At 41.0% G+C, this 20,996-nt stretch carries 20 protein-coding genes and 1 riboswitch; of the genes, 1 reads left to right on the top strand and 19 read right to left on the bottom strand.

Features of this window, described 5'->3' with window-relative positions; genetic code table 11:
- Nucleotides 1–15 precede the first annotated feature (15 nt).
- The 9 genes from IEY03_RS00175 to hinT form a co-directional block, all read right to left on the bottom strand.
- Nucleotides 16–618 (bottom strand): HvfX family Cu-binding RiPP maturation protein, encoded by a 603-nt coding sequence (locus IEY03_RS00175; protein ID WP_188839332.1) that lies wholly within the window; start codon nt 616–618, stop codon nt 16–18.
- A gap of 206 nt (nt 619–824) precedes the next feature.
- Entirely contained in the window at nt 825–1,868 is a 1,044-nt protein-coding gene (locus IEY03_RS00170) for a phosphotransferase (RefSeq protein WP_188839331.1), read from the bottom strand.
- Nucleotides 1,861–2,529, bottom strand: a complete 669-nt coding sequence (pnuC, locus tag IEY03_RS00165) for a nicotinamide riboside transporter PnuC (protein WP_188839330.1) — start codon at nt 2,527–2,529, stop codon at nt 1,861–1,863. Before pnuC ends, IEY03_RS00170 begins: the two co-directional genes overlap by 8 nt.
- A 6-nt stretch (nt 2,530–2,535) precedes the next feature.
- Nucleotides 2,536–2,796: a hypothetical protein gene (locus IEY03_RS00160; RefSeq protein ID WP_188839329.1), complete on the bottom strand. Its 261-nt coding sequence runs from the start codon at nt 2,794–2,796 to the stop codon at nt 2,536–2,538.
- Nucleotides 2,797–2,880: 84 nt separating this feature from the next.
- Nucleotides 2,881–5,082 (bottom strand): TonB-dependent receptor, encoded by a 2,202-nt coding sequence (locus IEY03_RS00155; protein ID WP_188839328.1) that lies wholly within the window; start codon nt 5,080–5,082, stop codon nt 2,881–2,883.
- Between the two features lie 59 nt (nt 5,083–5,141).
- Nucleotides 5,142–5,268: riboswitch (TPP riboswitch) on the bottom strand.
- A gap of 103 nt (nt 5,269–5,371) precedes the next feature.
- Nucleotides 5,372–5,767 (bottom strand): YcfL family putative periplasmic lipoprotein, encoded by a 396-nt coding sequence (locus IEY03_RS00150; RefSeq protein ID WP_188839327.1) that lies wholly within the window; start codon nt 5,765–5,767, stop codon nt 5,372–5,374.
- 22 nt (nt 5,768–5,789) lie between these two features.
- Nucleotides 5,790–6,266 (bottom strand): PaaI family thioesterase, encoded by a 477-nt coding sequence (locus IEY03_RS00145; protein WP_188839326.1) that lies wholly within the window; start codon nt 6,264–6,266, stop codon nt 5,790–5,792.
- Nucleotides 6,259–6,771, bottom strand: a complete 513-nt coding sequence (locus IEY03_RS00140; RefSeq protein ID WP_188839325.1) for a PaaI family thioesterase — start codon at nt 6,769–6,771, stop codon at nt 6,259–6,261. Before IEY03_RS00140 ends, IEY03_RS00145 begins: the two co-directional genes overlap by 8 nt.
- On the bottom strand, nt 6,771–7,124 hold the full coding sequence (gene hinT, locus IEY03_RS00135) for a purine nucleoside phosphoramidase (RefSeq protein ID WP_188839324.1): 354 nt from the start codon (nt 7,122–7,124) through the stop codon (nt 6,771–6,773). The genes IEY03_RS00140 and hinT overlap by 1 nt, the downstream gene beginning before the upstream one ends.
- A gap of 217 nt (nt 7,125–7,341) precedes the next feature.
- On the opposite strand from hinT, the gene IEY03_RS00130 reads away from it, so the two are divergent.
- Nucleotides 7,342–9,102 carry a M61 family metallopeptidase gene (locus IEY03_RS00130; RefSeq protein ID WP_188839998.1) on the top strand — a complete coding sequence of 587 codons (1,761 nt, stop codon included), beginning with the start codon at nt 7,342–7,344 and terminating at the stop codon, nt 9,100–9,102.
- 191 nt (nt 9,103–9,293) lie between these two features.
- On the opposite strand, the gene IEY03_RS00125 is transcribed toward IEY03_RS00130, so the two are convergent.
- The 10 genes from IEY03_RS00125 to nirB form a co-directional block, all read right to left on the bottom strand.
- Nucleotides 9,294–10,145, bottom strand: a complete 852-nt coding sequence (locus tag IEY03_RS00125; RefSeq protein ID WP_188839997.1) for a CsgG/HfaB family protein — start codon at nt 10,143–10,145, stop codon at nt 9,294–9,296.
- A 2-nt stretch (nt 10,146–10,147) separates the two neighbouring features.
- The gene (locus IEY03_RS00120; RefSeq protein ID WP_188839323.1) at nt 10,148–10,552 is read right to left on the bottom strand and encodes a curli assembly protein CsgF; all 405 of its coding nucleotides are present in this window, start codon (nt 10,550–10,552) and stop codon (nt 10,148–10,150) included.
- Nucleotides 10,553–10,564: 12 nt separating this feature from the next.
- On the bottom strand, nt 10,565–11,143 hold the full coding sequence (locus IEY03_RS00115) for a curli production assembly/transport protein CsgE (RefSeq protein ID WP_229778158.1): 579 nt from the start codon (nt 11,141–11,143) through the stop codon (nt 10,565–10,567).
- On the bottom strand, nt 11,140–11,772 hold the full coding sequence (locus tag IEY03_RS00110; protein WP_188839322.1) for a LuxR C-terminal-related transcriptional regulator: 633 nt from the start codon (nt 11,770–11,772) through the stop codon (nt 11,140–11,142). Before IEY03_RS00110 ends, IEY03_RS00115 begins: the two co-directional genes overlap by 4 nt.
- A gap of 130 nt (nt 11,773–11,902) precedes the next feature.
- Nucleotides 11,903–13,570 (bottom strand): beta strand repeat-containing protein, encoded by a 1,668-nt coding sequence (locus IEY03_RS00105; protein WP_188839321.1) that lies wholly within the window; start codon nt 13,568–13,570, stop codon nt 11,903–11,905.
- A gap of 20 nt (nt 13,571–13,590) precedes the next feature.
- Nucleotides 13,591–14,127, bottom strand: a complete 537-nt coding sequence (locus IEY03_RS00100; RefSeq protein ID WP_188839320.1) for a curlin — start codon at nt 14,125–14,127, stop codon at nt 13,591–13,593.
- Nucleotides 14,128–14,501: 374 nt separating this feature from the next.
- On the bottom strand, nt 14,502–16,310 hold the full coding sequence (locus tag IEY03_RS00095; RefSeq protein WP_229778157.1) for a bifunctional protein-serine/threonine kinase/phosphatase: 1,809 nt from the start codon (nt 16,308–16,310) through the stop codon (nt 14,502–14,504).
- A gap of 81 nt (nt 16,311–16,391) precedes the next feature.
- Nucleotides 16,392–17,858, bottom strand: a complete 1,467-nt coding sequence (locus tag IEY03_RS00090) for a NarK family nitrate/nitrite MFS transporter (protein ID WP_188839319.1) — start codon at nt 17,856–17,858, stop codon at nt 16,392–16,394.
- 14 nt (nt 17,859–17,872) lie between these two features.
- Nucleotides 17,873–18,199 (bottom strand): nitrite reductase small subunit NirD, encoded by a 327-nt coding sequence (nirD, locus tag IEY03_RS00085; RefSeq protein ID WP_188839318.1) that lies wholly within the window; start codon nt 18,197–18,199, stop codon nt 17,873–17,875.
- Nucleotides 18,196–20,814 carry a nitrite reductase large subunit NirB gene (gene nirB, locus IEY03_RS00080; RefSeq protein ID WP_188839317.1) on the bottom strand — a complete coding sequence of 873 codons (2,619 nt, stop codon included), beginning with the start codon at nt 20,812–20,814 and terminating at the stop codon, nt 18,196–18,198. The genes nirD and nirB overlap by 4 nt, the downstream gene beginning before the upstream one ends.
- Between the last annotated feature and the right edge of the window lie 182 nt (nt 20,815–20,996).

The raw sequence follows: 20,996 nt of genomic DNA, 5'->3' as shown, positions 1-20,996 counted from the left end.
ATGTCCTATAATCGCTCAAGGATTTGTGCGTACCATATGGCGGTGAATATAATAATCCAAACTAAAATAGCGGCCACCACCGACAAAGAGTAATGCTAACAACATGATGAAATAGGTTATCGCAAATTCGATCCCATTGTTCAAAATAACAAAATTACCTGAGCTTGTTAACCACTCGTAATTGCCATGCTGTTGTAAAATAGACTTTGCCGCAGCAAGTTTTTCGCCAGCCTCAATCACTTTGTCACTGGCTAACCATGAGCTAGCGTCTGCAATAGCTAACCAACCATTTGACCAATGTACAGCAAATGCGGCCACCAGCATGGTTATCATAAGCGGCAGCGCCATAAATCGGGTAGCAAGACCTATTAATAATAAGAAACCACCAAAAAACTCAGTTCCAGCAGCTAATGCTGTCATCACTTCTGGCATAGGCAAACCTAGGCCCCAATCAGGATTTCCAAACCAAGCTGCGGTATCATCAAAGTGAGATAATTTGTTATAACCAGCTTGCATGAGCACAGGTGCGAGGTAAATCCGCAGTGCTAATGGCGCTAATCCTTCTAAATGAGACAGTTTATTGATTAAATTCTGATACATGGCAAATAGTGCTTGCATGTGAGTTCCTTTATGAGGTTTTCTTTATAGACTGACAAACTTCAGTGTTCTATTTGCCATGGTTATTGATAACATTGATGATAATCAACTTATGACAACGCCCAATAAATATTCGCTTAAAAATAGTTGCTAAATAAGACCTGACATACAAGGAAATCATTTCAACGACTCAAAAAATAATTGACTTGGCCGTTAAGGGACAAACATTAATTACTATCGATTAACGCAATATACTGTTGGAAATAAGCCAAGAATGTCTCCGGTTCAGATTTGGCCATAATTAACGCCCACATAGCACAAAATAACCAATAACAATTAATCGAATAACCAACACAATGTTGTGCATTTTCATTTAGATAAGGTGAGATCAGCTCTGATTGCCACTTAAAATAACCATCAAGTAATAATTCATATTGTGCAGAAGATAAATCATGGGTAGCCAATATTGAGGCTAAATCAAAAAGTGGATGACTAGTTGCAGCATACTCGTAGTCGATACACATCAATTTTGTCTGCTTTTCTCCCAATATTACATTTTTATTGGTTCGTAAAAGTAGATTAAAGGGAGATAAATCACGATGACAAAACGCCGGCTCAACTAAACATTTATCCATGGCATCGAACCACAACATCGCTTGTTCGGTTAATTGATTAATTTGTTGCAAACATGATTGCCATTGCTTGGTCGATGATTTCTCGCCGACTAATTGCAACTGATATTCTTGCCATTGCTGCAACATACTCACCTGTTTGGTGGGTAAAGGAAGTGTAGTAAGGCTTTGTAAGACAGTTAATAATTGTTTTACTGGCTCGGTAACTGAACCATCAATCTTGATTTCTCTCTGACGCTGCGTGTGATTGCTGTGTTGGCAATAAAATTGACTCCAGGGTTCTGATTCACAGATAAACTCACTGAGATACAACTCATTATCATCACTGCAAAAAAGTAATTCGGGTGCTAAACCGATTGTTTGTGCGACTCGCCAACAGGTAACCTCATCAGCACGACTACACCAAGTTGCCTCTGAATGATTTACCCGTAAAACTTGCGCCTGAGTGACATTACTTGATTGGGTTTGCAGCAAAAAATTTTGATTACTGAGACCTGCTGACAAAAGTTCTACATGGACACAATCCCTACTAAGTTGACTTAATTTGTCAGCAGGTAGCCGCTCAATGAGAAGCTTAATAACCTTTAAGGGTAATTGTGCTAGGGCAGAATCCTTGAAGCCTTCTGTAAGATTAGCCATGTTGATGAGCAGGTTGTGCTTGTGATTGAGAATCAATGACCCACATTTTGCGCCACATAAAATACCCCGCTATTGCCATAAATACATAAGCCACAAACAATGCAGTGGTTAACATTAATCCTTTACTGAAATATAAATAAATAGACACTGTGTTGATAACAATCCAGTAAAACCAATTTTCAAGCACTTTTTTAGCAACTAAGTAGGTGGTCATTACCGCAAAGCAGGTCGTAGCTGAATCTAAATAAGGAAATGAAGCCTGAGTATAATTAGCCATAAAGTACCCTACGACCAAGGATATAAGCAAAGTAATGGATACCAACATAAAATGGGTAGTCACGGGCCAACTGATGATCGGTGAGCCTTGATCATCAATGTGGTGTTCCTGTTTGCTTTCAGGCTGCTGCATCCACATCCAATAACCATATAAGGCCATCGCCATGTAATAAATATTAAGCACTGACTCCATAATTAACGACACTTTCCAAAAAAGAACGGTATATATAGCCGTACTAACAAATGCCGCGGCCCAACACCAAATATTTGTCCGCATAGCCAATACTAAATAAACAATAGCTAACAATACCGCAACGGCTTCCCATGCAGTCATAACTCCCGCTTCACTGTATATTTGGCTAATAGATTGGCTAATTTCAGACATTTATCGTCACTCGCTGTGGGCTAAATTAAGTTCACCGCCAATAAATTTACACACAAAAACCGCTTTACCCCATTTGTTATGGGCGGCCTGCATCTCAATGGCCAGCATAGACATAACATCAGCATATTCACCACAAACTTGGGTCGCCATGGCGTTGGTCACGCGCTCGATATTGCTATAACTATCTACGCGGCCGATAAACCACTTGATAGGATCCAAATAGTTTTCATTAAATGGATACATACTAATTTCTGCAGTTAATTTCATTTTTACACCTTAAAATACATCAGCGACACCTAACAAAGGTGTCGCTATTCTCTTGCTAAACTTCAGCAACTCATAAAAATTAAATTACATGAACTTATAATCAAAGGTCACGCCCATCTGACGTGGATCACCATATCGAATATACTGTTTGTCAGCCCAATCAATATCGGGCTCATTACCAAAATAGAAACCACGAACGCCGTAGTTCTCATCGAATAAATTACTTCCCCAAAGATAGGCCGACCAGGTTTGTGTTTCATAACCTAAACGAGCATTCACTATTTGGTAGGGATCTGATTTTGATTCGTTGCTATCAGAGTAGTAAAACTCACTTTTACCGCTGGTGTTGATATTGGCAAACCAACCTGAGTCGGCTAGATAAGTTACCCCAGCACTGTAAGTGAAGTTCGGCGAATGCGCCAACTCGCGGCCTGATAAATCAATGGTATTACCGTATTTATCTTGATAACTGTAATCACCATACTCGGTCTCCAACCAACCCACACTGCCATAAACTTGTAAATTTTCAGTGGCGTACCAGTTAAGATCAAGTTCAGCACCATAGTTACTTGAACTGCCGGCATTTTCGGTAAAGAGTACAAATCGCTGCGGATTTTCAGGATCTTGTAATGACGCAGCCACTTGCTGATCTTCTCTGTCCATAAAGAACAATGCAAAATTACTGTCGAATACACCATCAAGCCACACTGACTTTAGACCGATTTCATAGTTATATAAAATTTCGGTATCGAATTCTTTTTTATCTGCTAACTCAGCAGGTAAGGTCATATTAAAACCACCAGCCTTATAACCACGGGCAACTTTTGCATATGTGTTGTGTGAATCATTCAAGGCTTTCGATAAGGCAATGTGGCCGCCCCACATATCTTCTGAGGGGTTAAAGTTATCTTGATTAGTATCCGAATATTCACTGTCACGACGTTCAAAACGTAAACCAGTTGATAATAAATAATCAGCACCTAATTGACTGTCTAATTGCCCGAAGACGGCATAATTTGTCGCTTGGTAATTTGATTGTAATACTTCATCAGGCCAGGTGTTGTATTCAGAATATAAGTCATTGTCTTCTTTTAAATTCATGGCATATACGCCAACTAACCAATCTGTCGACTCATTAAAAATCCGGCTGGCTTGATTTGAAGATAAGCGAAACTCCTGTGATATAGTTTTGCGTTCACCGTCTTTATCCCAAATATAATCATAAACACATGGCTCTGTGCCTGACACATTCCAATCACTATCATATGCGGTGCATTGTTTGCTGGCCCAATATTCAGGGTTAGCCCAATCACCATCATAAGCGTGCTGATGATCTGTATTTGCAAATGAGGTTAAAGAGGTTACCTCAAAATATTTCGCGCCTGTGTACGAAAATTTAAGTCCGACACCTGTGGTTTTCTGATTATCAACCCCAGGTTTATCGGTTAAGGTATTGGTGCCATTGTTGTCCAATGTCCACGCATCATAGCCATTATCAAAATTGGCATGTAACAAAGTTAAATCCGCTTGCAAATCATCAGTAGCGTACCAACGTAATTTAGCGCGTGTCGTCAATTCATCGCGCTTGTTAGTATCATCACGGTCTAAATAAGTGTTATTTTTAAAACCATTTTGATCATGTTTCTCTACCGATACACGATACAAAAGCTTGCCAGAATCTGTCACTGGCCCTGAACTAAAGCCTGAAAACGTTTGTAAGTCATCATCACCTAAACTCACTTTAACGCCATGTTCAAAGGTGTCTGTAGGGTCATTACTTTTAAGGTATATCAAGCCCGCTAGTGCATTGGCACCATATTGTGTTCCTTGTGGACCTCGTAACACTTCAACTTGCTGCATGTCATACATGCTTGAAACCATGCCAAGTCCTGACAAGTCGATTTCATCAACAATAAATCCGACTGAAGAGTTTGGTGCGCCTTGATATTGCTCTTGCTCTCCCACACCACGAATTTGGAAATATTTTGGACGAGAGCTACCACCTGACCAATTAAAATTGGCAATCGAATTTAAAACATCTTCAAAATGTTGTGCGCCTTCATCTGCTAATTGTTGGGCATCAATCACCGTAACACTTGAAGGCATTTTATCTAAACTGACATGGCTAAAATCAGCATTAACGACAATCACTTCCATTTTTTCAGACTCAGGAGCAACACGTTCAACAGACTCGGTCGCGGCCATAAGATTGCCAGCATAAAGTGCAGTTAATATTGCAAATGCAAGGGGTGATTTAAGCAAAGATTTTGTTTTTACAGGGAGCATAGGACCTCAAATATGTATTTTGAGATCCGGCAGGTAGCGATAAAGAAGTGCACATCCATGACATCGAAGTGGCCCATTCCTACGCCGGTATTAGCCGGATCAGGTTCTAAGGGTTCATCTTTCGATATCTCAGTTTTCTGATAATAGTCAATTAGTGACTGGCAGAAAACACCCCTTGGCGACAAGGATTATATCTTAATTTTAATCAGGAAACAGACAAAACTAATACTTTTTTATCACTAAAAATAAAGCCTGATAATCAGGCTTTATTTACTCATGTTACAAACCACTAATTTGAAAATGCTTTTCTCACATAAACTTCAAACCGACTTGCTGTTGCATTCGGAGCGACCGCATTAACTTGAATTTGTTGCTTACCGTGTAATTTTAATGATTTCCAACTTGTGGCTTCATCTTCTATGGTAAAGCCACCAGCATCAAACCAGGTAAATTTGTATTGCAACCGTAAATCAGTCGCTACCAAGCTGTTAATCTGTGCCGCGGCTTGAATTAAATCGGCAGCTTGACGAGAACTAATATTTGAAACAGACACTTCTCGGCTAAACGTGCTGTTATCAACCCTAACCTCTCCCTGAGAGTTAGCCGAAATGCCAGAAGTATGATTAGCGCAAGCGGCAAGTAATAAGCTGATAGACAATATTATAAAATAGGTAATCTGTTTCATTTTTATTCCTTTACATGTTGACTCAGTCAATCAAAAAGTGGGCTCTTGCTGTGGCAATTAACTGCTTGCGGTTATTTTGCCAACAATTGATATTCACATTTGCAACTCGTCGACCTTGTCGAGTGATTTTACACTCAGCAAAGGTATCCTGATGTAAACCTGCTCGTAAATAGTCGATTGAAAAATCCACTATTTTGGGCACTTTTTTGGCTTGCATAAATACCATTAATTGCACAATAGCTGACATTTCCATAAATCCAGCAATCACGCCGCCGTGTATAGCCGGCAATACCGGATTACCAATGTTGTCATCTTTGGCTGGCAGCTTAAATACCATTTCATCACCAAAACGCGCTACCGACATACCAATAAATTGCGAATAAGGAACCTGTGCAAGCAAATAGCTGTAATCATTTAGCTCAATGGCTCTTTTAACCACATCCTGCACATCCAGAGATGGACACTCTGCTGGCTCAGAAGGCTTATTAATATCAGTCATTTTTCACCTCAGGCAAATTACCCATTAAGGCCTGACGAAAATCCTCGCCAACCATTTCAGGGCTGATGCGCATAAATGTTCCCACAGCATGAGCTATCGGTTCATCAATACTATCTTGATAAGCTATCGCGCGGGTAAAAGCCACACTTGACGATAATCGGTAACACTCCGCAAAAGCATAAACGGCTTTATTCGGCTCTGCTGGCTTCATGTAATCCACCCGTAAATCAAGTGTGGGAGAGATTTCTAATGACTGGTATTTTTTCAAAATTGCGCACACTACTGCTGTGCCACAAGTGGTATCAATTAAGGTTGTTATCACGCCGCCATGAATAACCCCAGTGTCAGGATAACCAATAATATCTTGGCTATAAGGCAGTTTTATCAATACATGATGCTCACTCGCTTCCTGTACAGACAAACCTAATCGGCGACATTGTGCTAACTGATTAACAAATCGAGTAGCAACTTCCGTTAATGGGAAAAAATCAGAATTTATTTTCATTAGCCACGGCTCAGCATAGGGCCAAGCGGCTTTCCACCCAATAAATGCAAATGAATATGGTAAACCTCTTGGCCACCATGTTTATTACAATTCATGATTAATCGATAACCGTCATCAGCTATACCCGCTTCTTCAGCCAATTTTGCCGCAACAGTCATCAAACGACCCAGCGCTAATTCATCTGACGCTTTCACATCATTCGCTGTCGCAATCAAATGATTCGGAATAATCAAAATATGCGTAGGTGCTTGTGGTGAGATATCACGAAACGCTGTAACTAACTCGTCTTGGTAAAGAATATCTGCAGGAATTTCACGACGAATAATTTTACTAAAAATGGTTTCTTCGGCCATTTGCTTGTCCTTTTTGCAATGAGAGCGTCTAGATAACGCAATCTGAAAAACATATTTTGTATACCATAGCGTGTATGCCAAGATACAGATGGGTTAAGTTTATCGTATTTTTCAATAAAGATAACCGCTAATGATGGTTTTTCATCTCGGTAGTTTGCGTAAAAGCCCCAATTTTGGCAGCATGTCATCTTTATCGTTTCTAGTGACTGGATTCCCTATGCACCATCATATTCATGCCATCGATCCCAAAGCCCATTTATTTGCCATAACTGCCACGTTAACGAATGCCCAAAGCAATCAAATATTCAGTTTACCAGCCTGGCTTCCTGGCAGTTACATGATCCGAGATTTCGCTAAAAACATCATCGACATTCAATTTTTTGATGAAAATAACAGTGCCATTCCCTTTCAACAATTGGATAAGCAAACTTGGCAAGTCGCTAATCAAACCGCCACAATCACTCTGCGTTATCAAGTTTATGCATGGGACTTATCCGTTCGTAGCGCTCATTTGGATACCAACCATGGTTTTTTCAATGGCAGTTCGGTTTTTCTTGCCGCAAAAGGGCTAGAGCAAGATAAACAACATGTGACGATTGCTCCTCCTGCATTAAGTGAATTGGCGCAATGGAAAATAGCCACTAGCTTGTCACGTGTAGCTGGTGAACAATTTGGTTTTGGTGAATTCAGCGCTGAAAATTATGATGATTTAATTGACCACCCCGTTGAAATGGGTGACTTAACCATTGATACATTTATCGCCGCTGGCGTTCCACACGATATCGTTTTAAGTGGCAAACATCGTGCTAATATGGCCCGTTTGAAACAAGACTTAAAAGCAATTTGCGAGTACCAAATTCACTTTTTTGGCACCCCAGCACCGTTTGAACGCTACGTATTTATGACCACGGTATTAGATAATGGTTTTGGCGGATTAGAACACAAAGCCTCTACGGCGTTAATGTGTTCTCGCAACGATTTACCCAAAAATGAACATGGCGAAGTTGATAAAGGTTATCGCACTTACTTGTCACTCTGTAGTCACGAATATTTCCACAGTTGGAATGTCAAACGCATCAAGCCGGCTCAATTTACGCCGTTTGATTTATCCCAAGAAAGCTATACCGAACAACTATGGGCTTACGAGGGAATTACCTCATACTTTGATGATTTCATTACTTACCGCAGCGGCTGTATTGATCAAGAAAGTTATTTAACCTTACTCAGTGAAACCATGACAAGGGTTTACCGCAGTCAAGGTCGCTTTAAACAAAGTTTGGCGTCATCGAGTTTTAATGCCTGGACTAAATTTTATAAGCAGGATGAAAATGCCGCTAATGCCATTGTAAGTTATTACACCAAAGGAGCATTATTTGCCCTGTTACTAGACTTAACTATCAGGTTAGAAACCGAGGGACAAAAAAGTTTAGATGATGTCATGCGTATACTTTGGCAAGAATATGGTTTAACTGGAGTAGGTACAGACAATCAAAGCCATCAGCGTATTGTTGAATCACTGTTGAACCGTAATTGTGACGAACTTTTCAGCTTTTTATATCACACCGATGACCTACCGCTAGCCCCATTACTGGCTAAAGTTGGCATTGAAATGCATTTTAGAAGCAGTGAAGGTGCGAACGATAACGGTGGCAATAAAGTAAAAGGCTTTAATATTGGTTTTGGTGCAAAAGTGAAGCCAGAAGGACTTGGACTAAAAGTTATCTCGGTTAATCAACACAGTCCTGCCCATCTAGCGGGTCTGAGCGCAGGAGATTTACTCATAGCCGCTGACAACCTGCAAGTTAATGGACAATTTGAACAGTTACTCCAGCATTACCCTATCGGTGAAACAATTAAGCTGCACTGGTTTAGACGTGACGAATTGATGCAAGGCGAGTTAACAATTCAAGCAGCAATTAAAGACACTGTCGCCTTGAGTTTAACAGATAAGCACTTAACAACATTATGGCTAGGGTAATCAGCGAGTAAAACCTGCTGAACGGCTTGCTTTACTGAATAAGGTTCCTACATTGAATAATGAGGTATGAAATGATCAGCTTTATTAGCTCAAATGTTCTAGGCTAAAACAAAGTAAACAGGCATCCAAAGTGGATGCCTGTTGATTAGAACTAAATAAAGTGGCAAATTTAAGCGGCAACGAGACTACAACTAACTTTGTTTTATACGTGCACTCACCTGTTGTTCGCTATGGGCCTCTAACCAATACTTTTGTAGTATTGTGTTTTTAACACCTGAAGATTGATCGAGTAAGCTCCAAGAGCCCTTCCAAATACCATCAGCAATTAAATGTACCACTGCACTTTCTATTGCAGCAGCAATACACAAGCTTACTGGCTCGTTTGACGTGTAACCCGCTTCGGCTTCAAGTAACTCTTGCGCATCAATAAACTTGAACACGCCTGCGGTAATTTCTATCGACACCACAGATTTAGTCGTTGTTACACTACTAAGTAACCGCCCAGAGCGAATGTCCACCGCTCGCAAATTAACGGTAATGCTATCAACTCGATATTGACCTGATGTTCCTATGCCCAAATATCTGGCACCTGCTCCACCAGTTTTAATATTGGTATCATAAGCTACAATCCCGCCTTCCATTAGGATTTGTGCGCTATTTAATTGAGGTAACTTACTAGCATCACCATTTAATCCCGCTCTGACAATTTTGCGCTCAGTCAATAGATTTTGTAACCCTTCACGCTCAACTGGAATAAACCAGCTTGAGTCATTTAATGCCTGTGCTAAAAAAGCCGTACCACTTTGGGGCACTGCTGTTGAGAAGTTGCTCGATGGAATAGGTTTATATTGACCCGTTTGGTCTCGAAAATCATAAACTGCAGCAACCATACTGCCCTGTGGCGGTGGTAAACTGACTAGATCGTAGTAAGTTTCACCTTTAGGCATCAAACTTGTTGAGGCTTGAATATTTTCAAACTCACTATCAATGGATGAACAAGCAGTAAGAAAAAGCATAAATAAACCGACAAATATCCGTTTCATCATTACCCCCCTACCGTGGTATTGCCTACAATACCACCAACTTCAATGATGGTTGTTTCACCAGTCAACAAGTCAGTGATATGAACAAGAAGTGAGCCGTCTTCATTTACCACATTGATTTCAAAGTCATCAGTTTTTAAATAACCTTCACCGCCATTAGCAGCATCGTTAAACAGTTGACTCATTAGTCTTGATTGTAAAGAGCCAGCTAATCGCTCTAATGCTGTAGGCGGAGTATAACTTGAGCCTCCTTGATGTTTATTTTGTGCCGATGCATTCGCCAAAAGGTAACCGCCGTTTAGATAGCTACCACCAAATGATGGATTGACTGGAGTATAAACTAACTGTGTTGCGCTAATGGGTAAACTCAAGGCTGAAATAACCAGAGATAGTATTAACTTTTTCATTTGCTTTCCCTGCTAAAACTCATCGGATGCAAGATCAGGGTCTGAGAATGCATTCCATTGTGCTTGTTGTTGATATTGCAGTAGAGAAACATTGACTCTTTTTGCTGCCATATCGGCTTGTTCGTCTAAGTTACGTGAGGCTGGAGACACAAACGTAATAAAAATAGCTTTTCTATTATGTAGTACCAATATCTTACTGCCACTTCTTGCGGTTGCTTGCTCGACAATAGTCAAGCCACTATGATCACTCATACCATTAATATTGCGATAAGCACTGACAAACTCTCGGTAAAATCTGTGTCCAAATCGAGTCATCGCTCGATTTAATATAAGACCATCGACTAAATCAGTTTCACGTTTAGGCTTGTCATCACTAACATTAACCACTTTATCATCAGGCTGTTTAAGCGCATTTTCTTGTGCGACTGAAACCTTGGATTCAGGGACAACATCATTAGAATTTGAGGCAATGTCGGCTTTAGTAAATTCAGCGACATTAACATCAATAAGACTTTTTTCGTCAGCATAACCGTCACTCACAGCTAGCATAGATAAACATGCTAGCGCGAATATCATGGTACTATTGGTCACACTCTAACCTCATGAATGTGGGTTTGCGCCCAAGCAATTGCCTGGCCACGACTCGATACCCCTATTTTTCTAAATGCGCGGTATAAATGCGTTTTGATGGTTGATTCACTCACAAACAGCTGATTGGCAATATCTAAATTAGTGCTGCCAGACAATAAGGCTTGTAGCACTTCGCGTTCGCGAATAGTTAATGGGTCATTATCATCTTGATTGTCATCATTAAGCTGTGATGGGTGTAAATCTTGTGGAATGATACTGCGACCTTTGAGGATTTCATTAAATCCATTACTAAGTTCAGTAAGTGTGGCATCGGAATAAAACACACCAGAGGTAGTGGCTGGATGAACTAAAAATTTTGCATCCATTTGTTTTGGGAAATTTATAAAGACTGTACGCATACCACTATTTTCACGCTCAATGATGCGTTGAAGTTGGTAAGCTTGCTGAAGATCTATCGTTGATAAATCAAATATGACTAGAGAATTATCTTGAACCGTTAGCATTTTCACCATGTTACTTGGTTGGGCTTTAGCAAGCTTAACCAAAAACTCTTGTGGCCAGCGGCAATCAAGTAAATCAATCAGTAACTGCGATCGTGAAACAATCATCCAATTTACGACTTTAAACATCTGACACTCCATGTGTTCTGTTTGCAAGAATTGATAAAACCAGTAGCAATACTTAGCAAGCTTAACAATGCTTTTACGGTATAACAATTAGCCAAAAGGGTGCTTGCGCACCCTTTATTAAACTTTTGTACTACAAGCCTTGGCCTTGCATAACCATCACTGAGTTTCCATAACCCATTGAGGTGACATTAGCCGTGTTACTTGAATCAGTTTGAGTAATAGAAACAGTGTTGCTGCCTGCTCCATTAACAAACACGTCAGCATTATGAAGTGTTCCTGTTTGAGAAATCATAATGTCGTTGTCAGTACCTTCCCAAGATTCAGCTATAGCATTGTTAAAGTCGCCAGTTTGTGAGATCTCTACATCAGAAGATAAATCAGCTGAGTCAGCATAAGCTTTGTTATCATTACCTAATTGATTAATCAATACAGTGTTTTCTGCACCAAACGTTCCTGCGCCAATTGGGGTGCCATAATAGTTAGCCGACCCTGAAGCTGTATTACCTACATAGTTGCGATCACCCGTCTGATTAATGGTAATTGTATTGTCACCACCTAAGTCAGACGCTGCACCTGCATAGTTAGTATTACCCAACTGAGTAATAGCAATTGTATTTGCATTGCTTGACGAATCTTGATCTACATAGGCAGTATTATCTTCACCATTTTGCAGCACAGTAGCAGTATCGTCCACGCCATTTTGCATCACAGTAGCAAGGTTACCCAATCCCTCAGAAGAACCTCTTTGAGTTACGCTTGCTGTATTACCCAAATTAGATTGGTCAATATCTGCAACGTTATCATGATCAAATTGCGTCACGGTTGCAGTTAAGCCAGTACCCACTTGGTCAATCATGGCATCATTACTGAAACCACTTTGATTAACAGTTGCAACACTACCTGTGTTACCACTTTGGTTGACGCTAGCATTACCATCTTGGCCAGTTTGATACACAAATGCATCATCGCTATTACCCAACTGCTGTACATTAGCGGTATTGTTTAAACCACTTTGATAAACTTCAGCTTCATTTGAGTCACCGTCTTGGTTAACTGTTGCATCGCTTGAGTTTGCTGTTTGAGAAATATAACCACGGTTATTCTCGCCAGTTTGGGTTAATGTTGCCACGGTATCATCGGCTGTTGCACTATAACCAAAATTCGCTGTCGCTTGTATGATATCGCCATTGTTACCAGCGCCGGTTTGCGTCAAACTAGCTGAAGCTGCATCTGCAGACTCCTGTTCAATATAAGCGTTATTACCACCACCTACATTTTGAGTAATGGTTGCATCGGCAAAATCTGACCAATGGTTTTTAATTTCTGCGATATCATCTGACCCATTTTGATTGATGGTCGAATTAGCGGCATCTGCATTATCTTGTAAAATGGTTGCATTATTGCGATCACCGACTTGATTAATATCTGCAGCCGCGTTTTCACCATTATTGAATTGTTGGTCAATAAACGCACGGTTGTCGACACCATCGGTATCAATTGTGGCTGTAGCGGTTTGAGTCGCATTACGCTGAGTTATAGTACCTTGGTTTAATTCACCGGCTTGAGTGATAAATGCATGAGTATCTGAAGTGTCAGATTGAGTGACGTATGCTTTGTTTGATGCGCCATCTTGCGAAACCGTAGCATCGTTATTATCACTATTAACTGACTGGGTTACTTCTACAACGTTGTTAGAACCATTTTGAGTAACATCCGCTTCATTTCCATCACTTGCATAAGCACCCGCTGATGCAAATAGAGCTGCCGAAACTAATATCGCTAATTTAGAATGTTTCATCTTTGTCTTTCCCTTTACTCTTAGTTAGATAAATTACCTTGGGTCACAACAACATGTTGTGATGTACCCCATTGAGTTACACCTACAGCATTTCCGGAACCATACTGCTGGATCCAAATTGCATTCTCACTACCGGTTTGATTGACTAACGCAACGTTATCAATGCCAATTTGCGTTAAATCGGCCATCAGGCTCGCACCCACTTGATTAACTAACGCCACGTTATTAAAACCAGATTGCAAAATATTGGCTTCGATATCACTTCCAGACTGATTAGCAATGGCATGATTATTTGTCCCTTGCTGGCTAGTAAAGAGTTGATTACCAAATCCTGATTGAGTTGATATAAAATGATTATCCGTGCCGAGTTGATTGAGGTTAACCCTAAGATCGTCGCCAAGCTGTACAACATTGGCTTGATTACCTATCGCAGCTAATTCATCAATATTGCTAATGTCTTGACTCAAACTTGACAATGAAAACATGCACATAGCAAACGCTAACAAACTCGCGCTTACCTTAATGCCATCTGTTGTTTGACGCTTAATCAAGCTCATGCTTCCTGCCCTATAAGGTATAAATTCAATCCGTTAATTTTTAAGCGCTCTCGGTGTACACTTACTGAGCTGTGCGCTTTTGCTAGTGCCAATATTATGAAGAGCTATTAACAACATTGAGTCCGCCTACAGTATGAAAGCACCATAGACCTTCAGACTAAATGAGAACGCACCCCCGACTTTCTTACTAGCCCTCATAAAAAATTGTTAAAATACAGCAGATTAAATTATGCATAATATGCATAAATCAATAATGAATGAGGAGATTTATAGGCTTGTGACAAAGATGGTATAAGCGTTTTTAAGACTAACATTCTAATCCATAGGCATAAGTTCCTACGCTAGTGTGTAAGTTTAAAAAATAATATTTTGAATTAATTAACTAATGAAATAACCAGCAAGAGGAATAATATAATTGACGTGACCTGCCAAAACTTTAGGGGATTACGATCAATAAATGGCACATTGACTTTCATCGCTCGCTCCTGTTTTGGAGTACTAAGCTGATGAATAAACTCACAGGTATCAGCTTGTCTAAATGTAGATTCAATACTCATAGCTTGCTTGAGTACTGAATCCATCCATTCGGGCACCATGGGGTTAAGTTGGTGTACCCCCACATAATCTAACTTCAAAAAGTCTTGTCTTGTATGGCACTTAGCCAATTGCCCTTTAAAGGGTAATTCCCCCGCTAACATTTCAAAAGCTATCACGGCAATTGAGAATAAATCAGCTCTACCATCGGGTTGATAACCCAGTATGACTTCAGGGGCGCTGTAATCTGCAGTGCCTAGTATTTGATCTCTAATAAGCGGCGTACTGATTTCTGCGATGCCTTTTATATAACAAGAACCAAAATCAATAATCTTCACCGTATTTTGACGAGTGATAAAAATATTATCCGGCTTTAAATCTTGGTGTAGCGTCTCTTTACGATGAAACGCCCTCACCCCTAACTCAATTTGCTTCATCAATCTAAGTACATCTTCCACCGGCGCTTTTTTATGATGCACTAACCACTCGGCTAAACTGACGCCATCTAAAAATTCCGTCAGATAATACAAAGCTGATTTAGGTTGCTGTAGCTCAGCAAGACTCACCACATACTGGCTGTTTATACGGTTGCCTACCCAGCTTTCTAACATAAAACGTTCGATATAAGCCGCGTCATCAAGATAGTTAACCGACGGCGTTTTCATGCAAAAGGCTGTGCCGTTTTGATTAACCACTCGATAAACCTGGCTACGCTGCGATTGATGCACAATGTGAGTCACTTGATAACCATCAATTTTCATTCCAACGTTCATCGGCGGCGGAAAAGGTTTGCTGGCTAAGCGCTGATAAACATCATCAATAGCTTGACTCGGCAAACGGGCAACATATAACAGTTGAGCACTGAGATTGTCTTTACTCTGCAGCTGCAAAGCTTTGTGTATTAATTGATCGCAAAATTGCTCACATTGTTGATCCGATAACTGGGGGTTTTTATGCATAAACCCAAGTAAAAACTGACTCATTTCATGATCGGTCAGCACATCATGAATACCATCGGTTGTCAGTAAAAAAACATCACCTTCTTGTAACGAAATCGCTTTATAATCAACTTCTAAATTAACATCCATCCCTAAAGCTCGGGTCAAATAATGCTGAGTTTCACTGATACTGGTACTGTGATCGCGGCTTAATTTGAGCAACTCTCCAGCTCTAAAACGATACACTCTAGAGTCACCTACATGCAGCATATGTGCGGTGCATGACTTAAACACCAATGCAGAAAAAGTACAGACATAACCTCTACGGGCATCTCTATAATCTTGCCCTAGCCCATACAACCAGCGGTTTAAGGAGGTTAATACTTTATTACTTGATGTTTGCACACTCCAAGTGTCTGGTGTTGAATAATAATCACTAATGAAATTACTCACACTGATTGCAGATGCTTGTGCGCCGTTTTCAGCCGTACTCACTCCATCACTGATCACGCTGACAATGCCTTTGGTGCTTAGCATCACCCCTGATGGAATACGAATACCAACGGCATCCTCATTGGATGTCTTAACCCCTTTGTCTGACGCCTGACCAACATGAATATTCAACTGATTCGATTGAAGTGTGGGCAAGATATCATCACTACTTGGCTCTAAATTCATGCTTTTAATCTGCTCGTCTACTTGTTTGTGCATACTGTTTAGCTCTATTCATTAACAATGTTCAATAAATAGCCGCGAGTAGTCCCCCTATCCGCGGTACTGTCTGCTAAATAATTAACTAACACTAATTAAGGTGACTTCACCTTGTTCATTCACCTCGGCAATGTGCCCCTTTGGCTCACTCATAAACAGTAAAGTGACAAAACCAAATACGGCACTGATAGCAATCACATAGAAAAATATTTGGGTTGAAACCATTGAATAAACAGTTAAAAAGAACACTGCGCCCACGTTACCATAAGCCCCTGTCATCCCTGCAATTTGCCCCGTTAAGCGGCGCTTAATTAATGGTACTGCAGCAAACACAGCTCCTTCGCCACCTTGTACAAAGAATGAGCATGCCATCACCACCACCACGGCAACGGGCAGATTCCAACTTGAGTCAATCTGCGCGACCGAAAAATATCCAATGGCTAGCCCTGCCGTTAAAATCAATAAAGTTGATTTACGGCCAAACTTATCACTTAACCATCCGCCGCCAGGACGAGACATCAGATTCATAAAGGCATAACTGGAAGCCACCATCCCCGCTTGTGCCATACCTAATGCAAACGTTTCTGCAAAAAATAATGGCAGCATAGACACCACCGCAAGCTCTGAACCAAAAGTGGTGAAATACAAGACATTCAATACCGCCACTTGCTTAAACTCATAACGTTCAAACTCTGGCACCTCGCGGGTAAATATATGCTTATTGACTTGATAGGTTTGATAAACGTCAATAACAAATACTACAAGTAATAAGCCATAGATAAGCTCGGTGACACTTTGGCTAAACATACTGACACCCGCCGGAGAGAGCTTCCAAGCAAGTAATGCTAAAGTGGCGTACATCGGAATTTTCATGATAATCAACAACCCAAAATCACCTTTGCTGGTCACTTCTAAACCACCGCCCTTTTTAGGTTTAAAGTAGGTGGAGCCTTTGGGTGTATCTGTGATATTGAAGTAGTACACAAACGAAAACGCTAAACTCATCAATCCGGTTAAGCCAATGGCAAATCGCCAGCCATTTTCACCACCAAAAGCTAATGCTATAGCCGGTAAGGTAAATGCGGCTGCCGCTGATCCAAAGTTGCCCCAACCGCCATAAATGCCTTCAGCTGTGCCTAACTCTTTGGCCGGAAACCATTCGCTGACGACTCGAATACCAATCACAAAACCTGCGCCAATAAAGCCAATTAAAAAACGGGCTAATGCAAGTTGTTCAAAGGTATCGGCAACCGCAAACATAAAACACGGAATAGAACAAATAGCCAGCAAGGCTGAGTAAGTCACCTTAGGACCATATTTATCGGTGACCATTCCTATAATGATCCTTGCAGGAATAGTAAGAGCAACGTTTAAAATCAGTAGGGTTTTAATTTGCTCTTTGGTTAACCCTAAACTATCGGCAATAACACTGACCAAAGGCGCTGCGTTAAACCAAACAACGAAGGTGATAAAAAATGCCATCCAGCTCAAGTGTAAAACTTTCATTTTTCCTGAGAATGAAAAAAGATTAAATTTTTGTGCGCTCATAATTGATCCCTTCCTTATCCTTTGGCCAGAACAAACACTCTGCCTTGCTCAGTTTTTATCGCAAACGGGCTGGCAATGAGTTGTGAATCTTCTAAACAAACTCCGGTTTTTAAACAGTAATGTTGTTTATATAAAGGCGATGCGACACAAAGTTGACCTGCTATTTCACAAATCAATCCACGGGCTAATAAACTCACACCGCTAGCGGGGTCGACGTTATCAATCGCAAATAACCCATTTTTGCCAAGATTAAAAATGGCCACAGCTTTTCCCGCCACCCAAGCTGCAACCCCTGTACCTTGAGGCAGACTGGTTTCATCACATACATTTACCCAACTCATACAACAACCTCCTCTGATACGTTTTGTTTTTCATCTGTGACATCTTTGATGGCAATGGTGCCTGCTCCTGTCTTGTTAGCCTCTTGTTGGTTTAAAGCCGGAAAACGTTGCTCTCGTATACGCTTATAGGTGTTAAATTCTGTCGCGGGTGCGGCATCAGGATTCACAAATTCGTTAAATCGCGCTAAAAATGCCGGACGTTCAAGACTGGTTTGCCACTCACATTGATAAGTGCCGACGATGTGATCCATTTGTTTTTCAAGCTCAGCATTTATGGCTAAAGCATCGTCAATCACAATCGACTGTAGGTAAGGCAGACCGCCTTCTAGAGATTCCATCCAGGTAGACGTGCGTTGTAGCTTGTCAGCCGTTTTGATGTAGAACATCAAAATTCGATCTATGTATTTATACAATTCTGCTGTCGATAAATCGGTAGCAAACAAATCACCATGACGTGGCCGCATACCGCCATTACCGGCTACATACAAATTCCAGCCCTTGTCACTGGCTATCACACCAATATCTTTGCTTTGCGCTTCTGCGCATTCTCGAGTACAACCTGACACCGCAAACTTAATTTTATGCGGGCTACGTAACCCCTTGTAACGGTTCTCTAAATCAATGGCTAACCCAACAGAATCTTGCACACCATAACGACACCATGTGCTGCCAACACAGGACTTAACCGTGCGTAATGATTTACCGTAAGCATGGCCAGTTTCAAAACCTGCATCGATAAGCTTTCGCCATATTTCAGGCAATTGCGATAACTTGGCGCCAAACATATCAATACGCTGACCACCGGTGATTTTGGTGTAAAGGTCATATTCTTGCGCAATCTCTCCCATGGCGATGAGCTTTTTAGGGGTAATTTCACCGCCAGCAACACGAGGAACTACCGAATAGCTACCGTCTTTTTGCAAGTTACCTAAATAGGCATCATTAGTGTCTTGCAGTTGCACATGGCCTTTATCTTGATCTAACACATAGTGATTTTTTAGGCTGGCAAAAATAGAGGCTGCTGCTGGCTTACAGATGTCACAACCATAAAGATGACCATCTGCTGAAGGCTTACCATGCTGGCTAATTAGGGTTTCGAAATCGTGAATGTCTTCCACTTGGCAGATGTGGTACAAGCCCTGGCGATTATGATCAAAGTGAGCACAAATTCCGCTATTAAAATCTAAACCCTCAGCTTGCAAAGTATGATCGATAATCTTTTGCACCAATGGCGCACAGCCACCACAACCAGAAGCCGCACGGGTGCATGACTTAATGTCAGCCATTTTGTGATTGCCGGTTTTTACCGCGTTAACAATATCGCCTTTCGTCACCTGATGGCATGAACACACAATAGAGCTGTCTTTTAAATCCGTTTCAGACTCAGCACCTGTCAACAATAACGCCACAGCAGAGCCTTGAATCTCATCTTGAGATAAATAAGTATCCAGCAAACGGCTGTAGTCATTGTTGTCTCCGATTAACACCGCACCTTTTAAAAACTTGCCGCTTTCATCAAGCCAGAGTTTTTTATAAATCCCTGCTTGGTTATCTGATAATTCAACAAATTGTGCATTGTCAAAGCCGCGACTCGCGCCTATAGCGGCAACATCAACGCCTAATAATTTCAACTTAGTGCTCATATCTGCACCTTTAAAGGATGCTGCGGTTGTTGAAAATACACTAGAAGCAATATGCGATGCTGCAACACGGGCCATTTGATAACCTGGTGCCACTAAACCAAAAATCATTTGCTCCCATAACGCACACTCACCAATGGCATACACATCGAGGGCCGATGTTAAGCAGTAATCATTAATCACAATGCCACCGCGTTCGCCAATCGCAATATTCGCCCCTCTTGCTAATGCATCTTGCGGGCGAATACCCGCTGAAAACACAATCATGTCAGTTTCAAGGTACGACTCATCACTGAATGTCATGCGATGCAAAGCCGTTTCACCATCAATGATCGCTGTGGTGGCCTTTGAGGTATGCACGCTAACACCTAGCTGTTCAATTTTACTGCACAGTAATTGACCGGCTTTATCATTTAGCTGAACGGGCATCAATTGCGGCGCAAATTCAACGACGTGAGTTTTTACCCCCAATTGTTGCATGGCATTAGCCGCTTCTAAGCCCAATAAACCACCACCCACTACGACACCAATTTTGCTATTTTTAGCAGAGGCTTGGATGGCTTCTAAATCTTCAATGGTGCGATACACCAAACATTGAGCTCGGTCATTACCCTTAATCGGCGGCACAAAAGGAAATGAGCCCGTCGATAACACCAAACGCTGATACTCATATACCTCACCTTGCGCACTGGTTAGCGTTTTAGTTTTGGTATCAATGGCGATAATTTGCGTATTTAAATGCAATGTTATGCCCCAATCGGCATAATCTTGGGCACTGGTTAACATTAATGCGTCAGCACTGTTAGTCTCAAAATATTTTGATAATTGCACTCTGTCATAGGCTGGACGTGGCTCCTCACCAAACACGTGCACATCAAAATGCTTATTTAGCCCTTGGCTACACAATTGCTCAATAAAGTGATGGCCAACCATGCCATTACCGACGACCATTAACTTGGGTTTTGTGACTGCCATTTTTTCGGCTCCTTCATGCCATGGATGTAAAAAACAAAAAGGCGCCAACTCCACTGAAAGAGTTGGCGCCATTGCCTAATACAAACCAGATTTTAATTTACACTTTTAATACTAATGATGTTATTGCAGACAACATGCCACAAAAATCATCTAACACAAAAATAATTAACAACATAAAAACA

Source organism: Shewanella aestuarii, assembly GCF_014647215.1.
GTDB lineage: Bacteria > Pseudomonadota > Gammaproteobacteria > Enterobacterales > Shewanellaceae > Shewanella > Shewanella aestuarii.
This window is presented reverse-complemented; position numbering and strand designations above follow the sequence as displayed.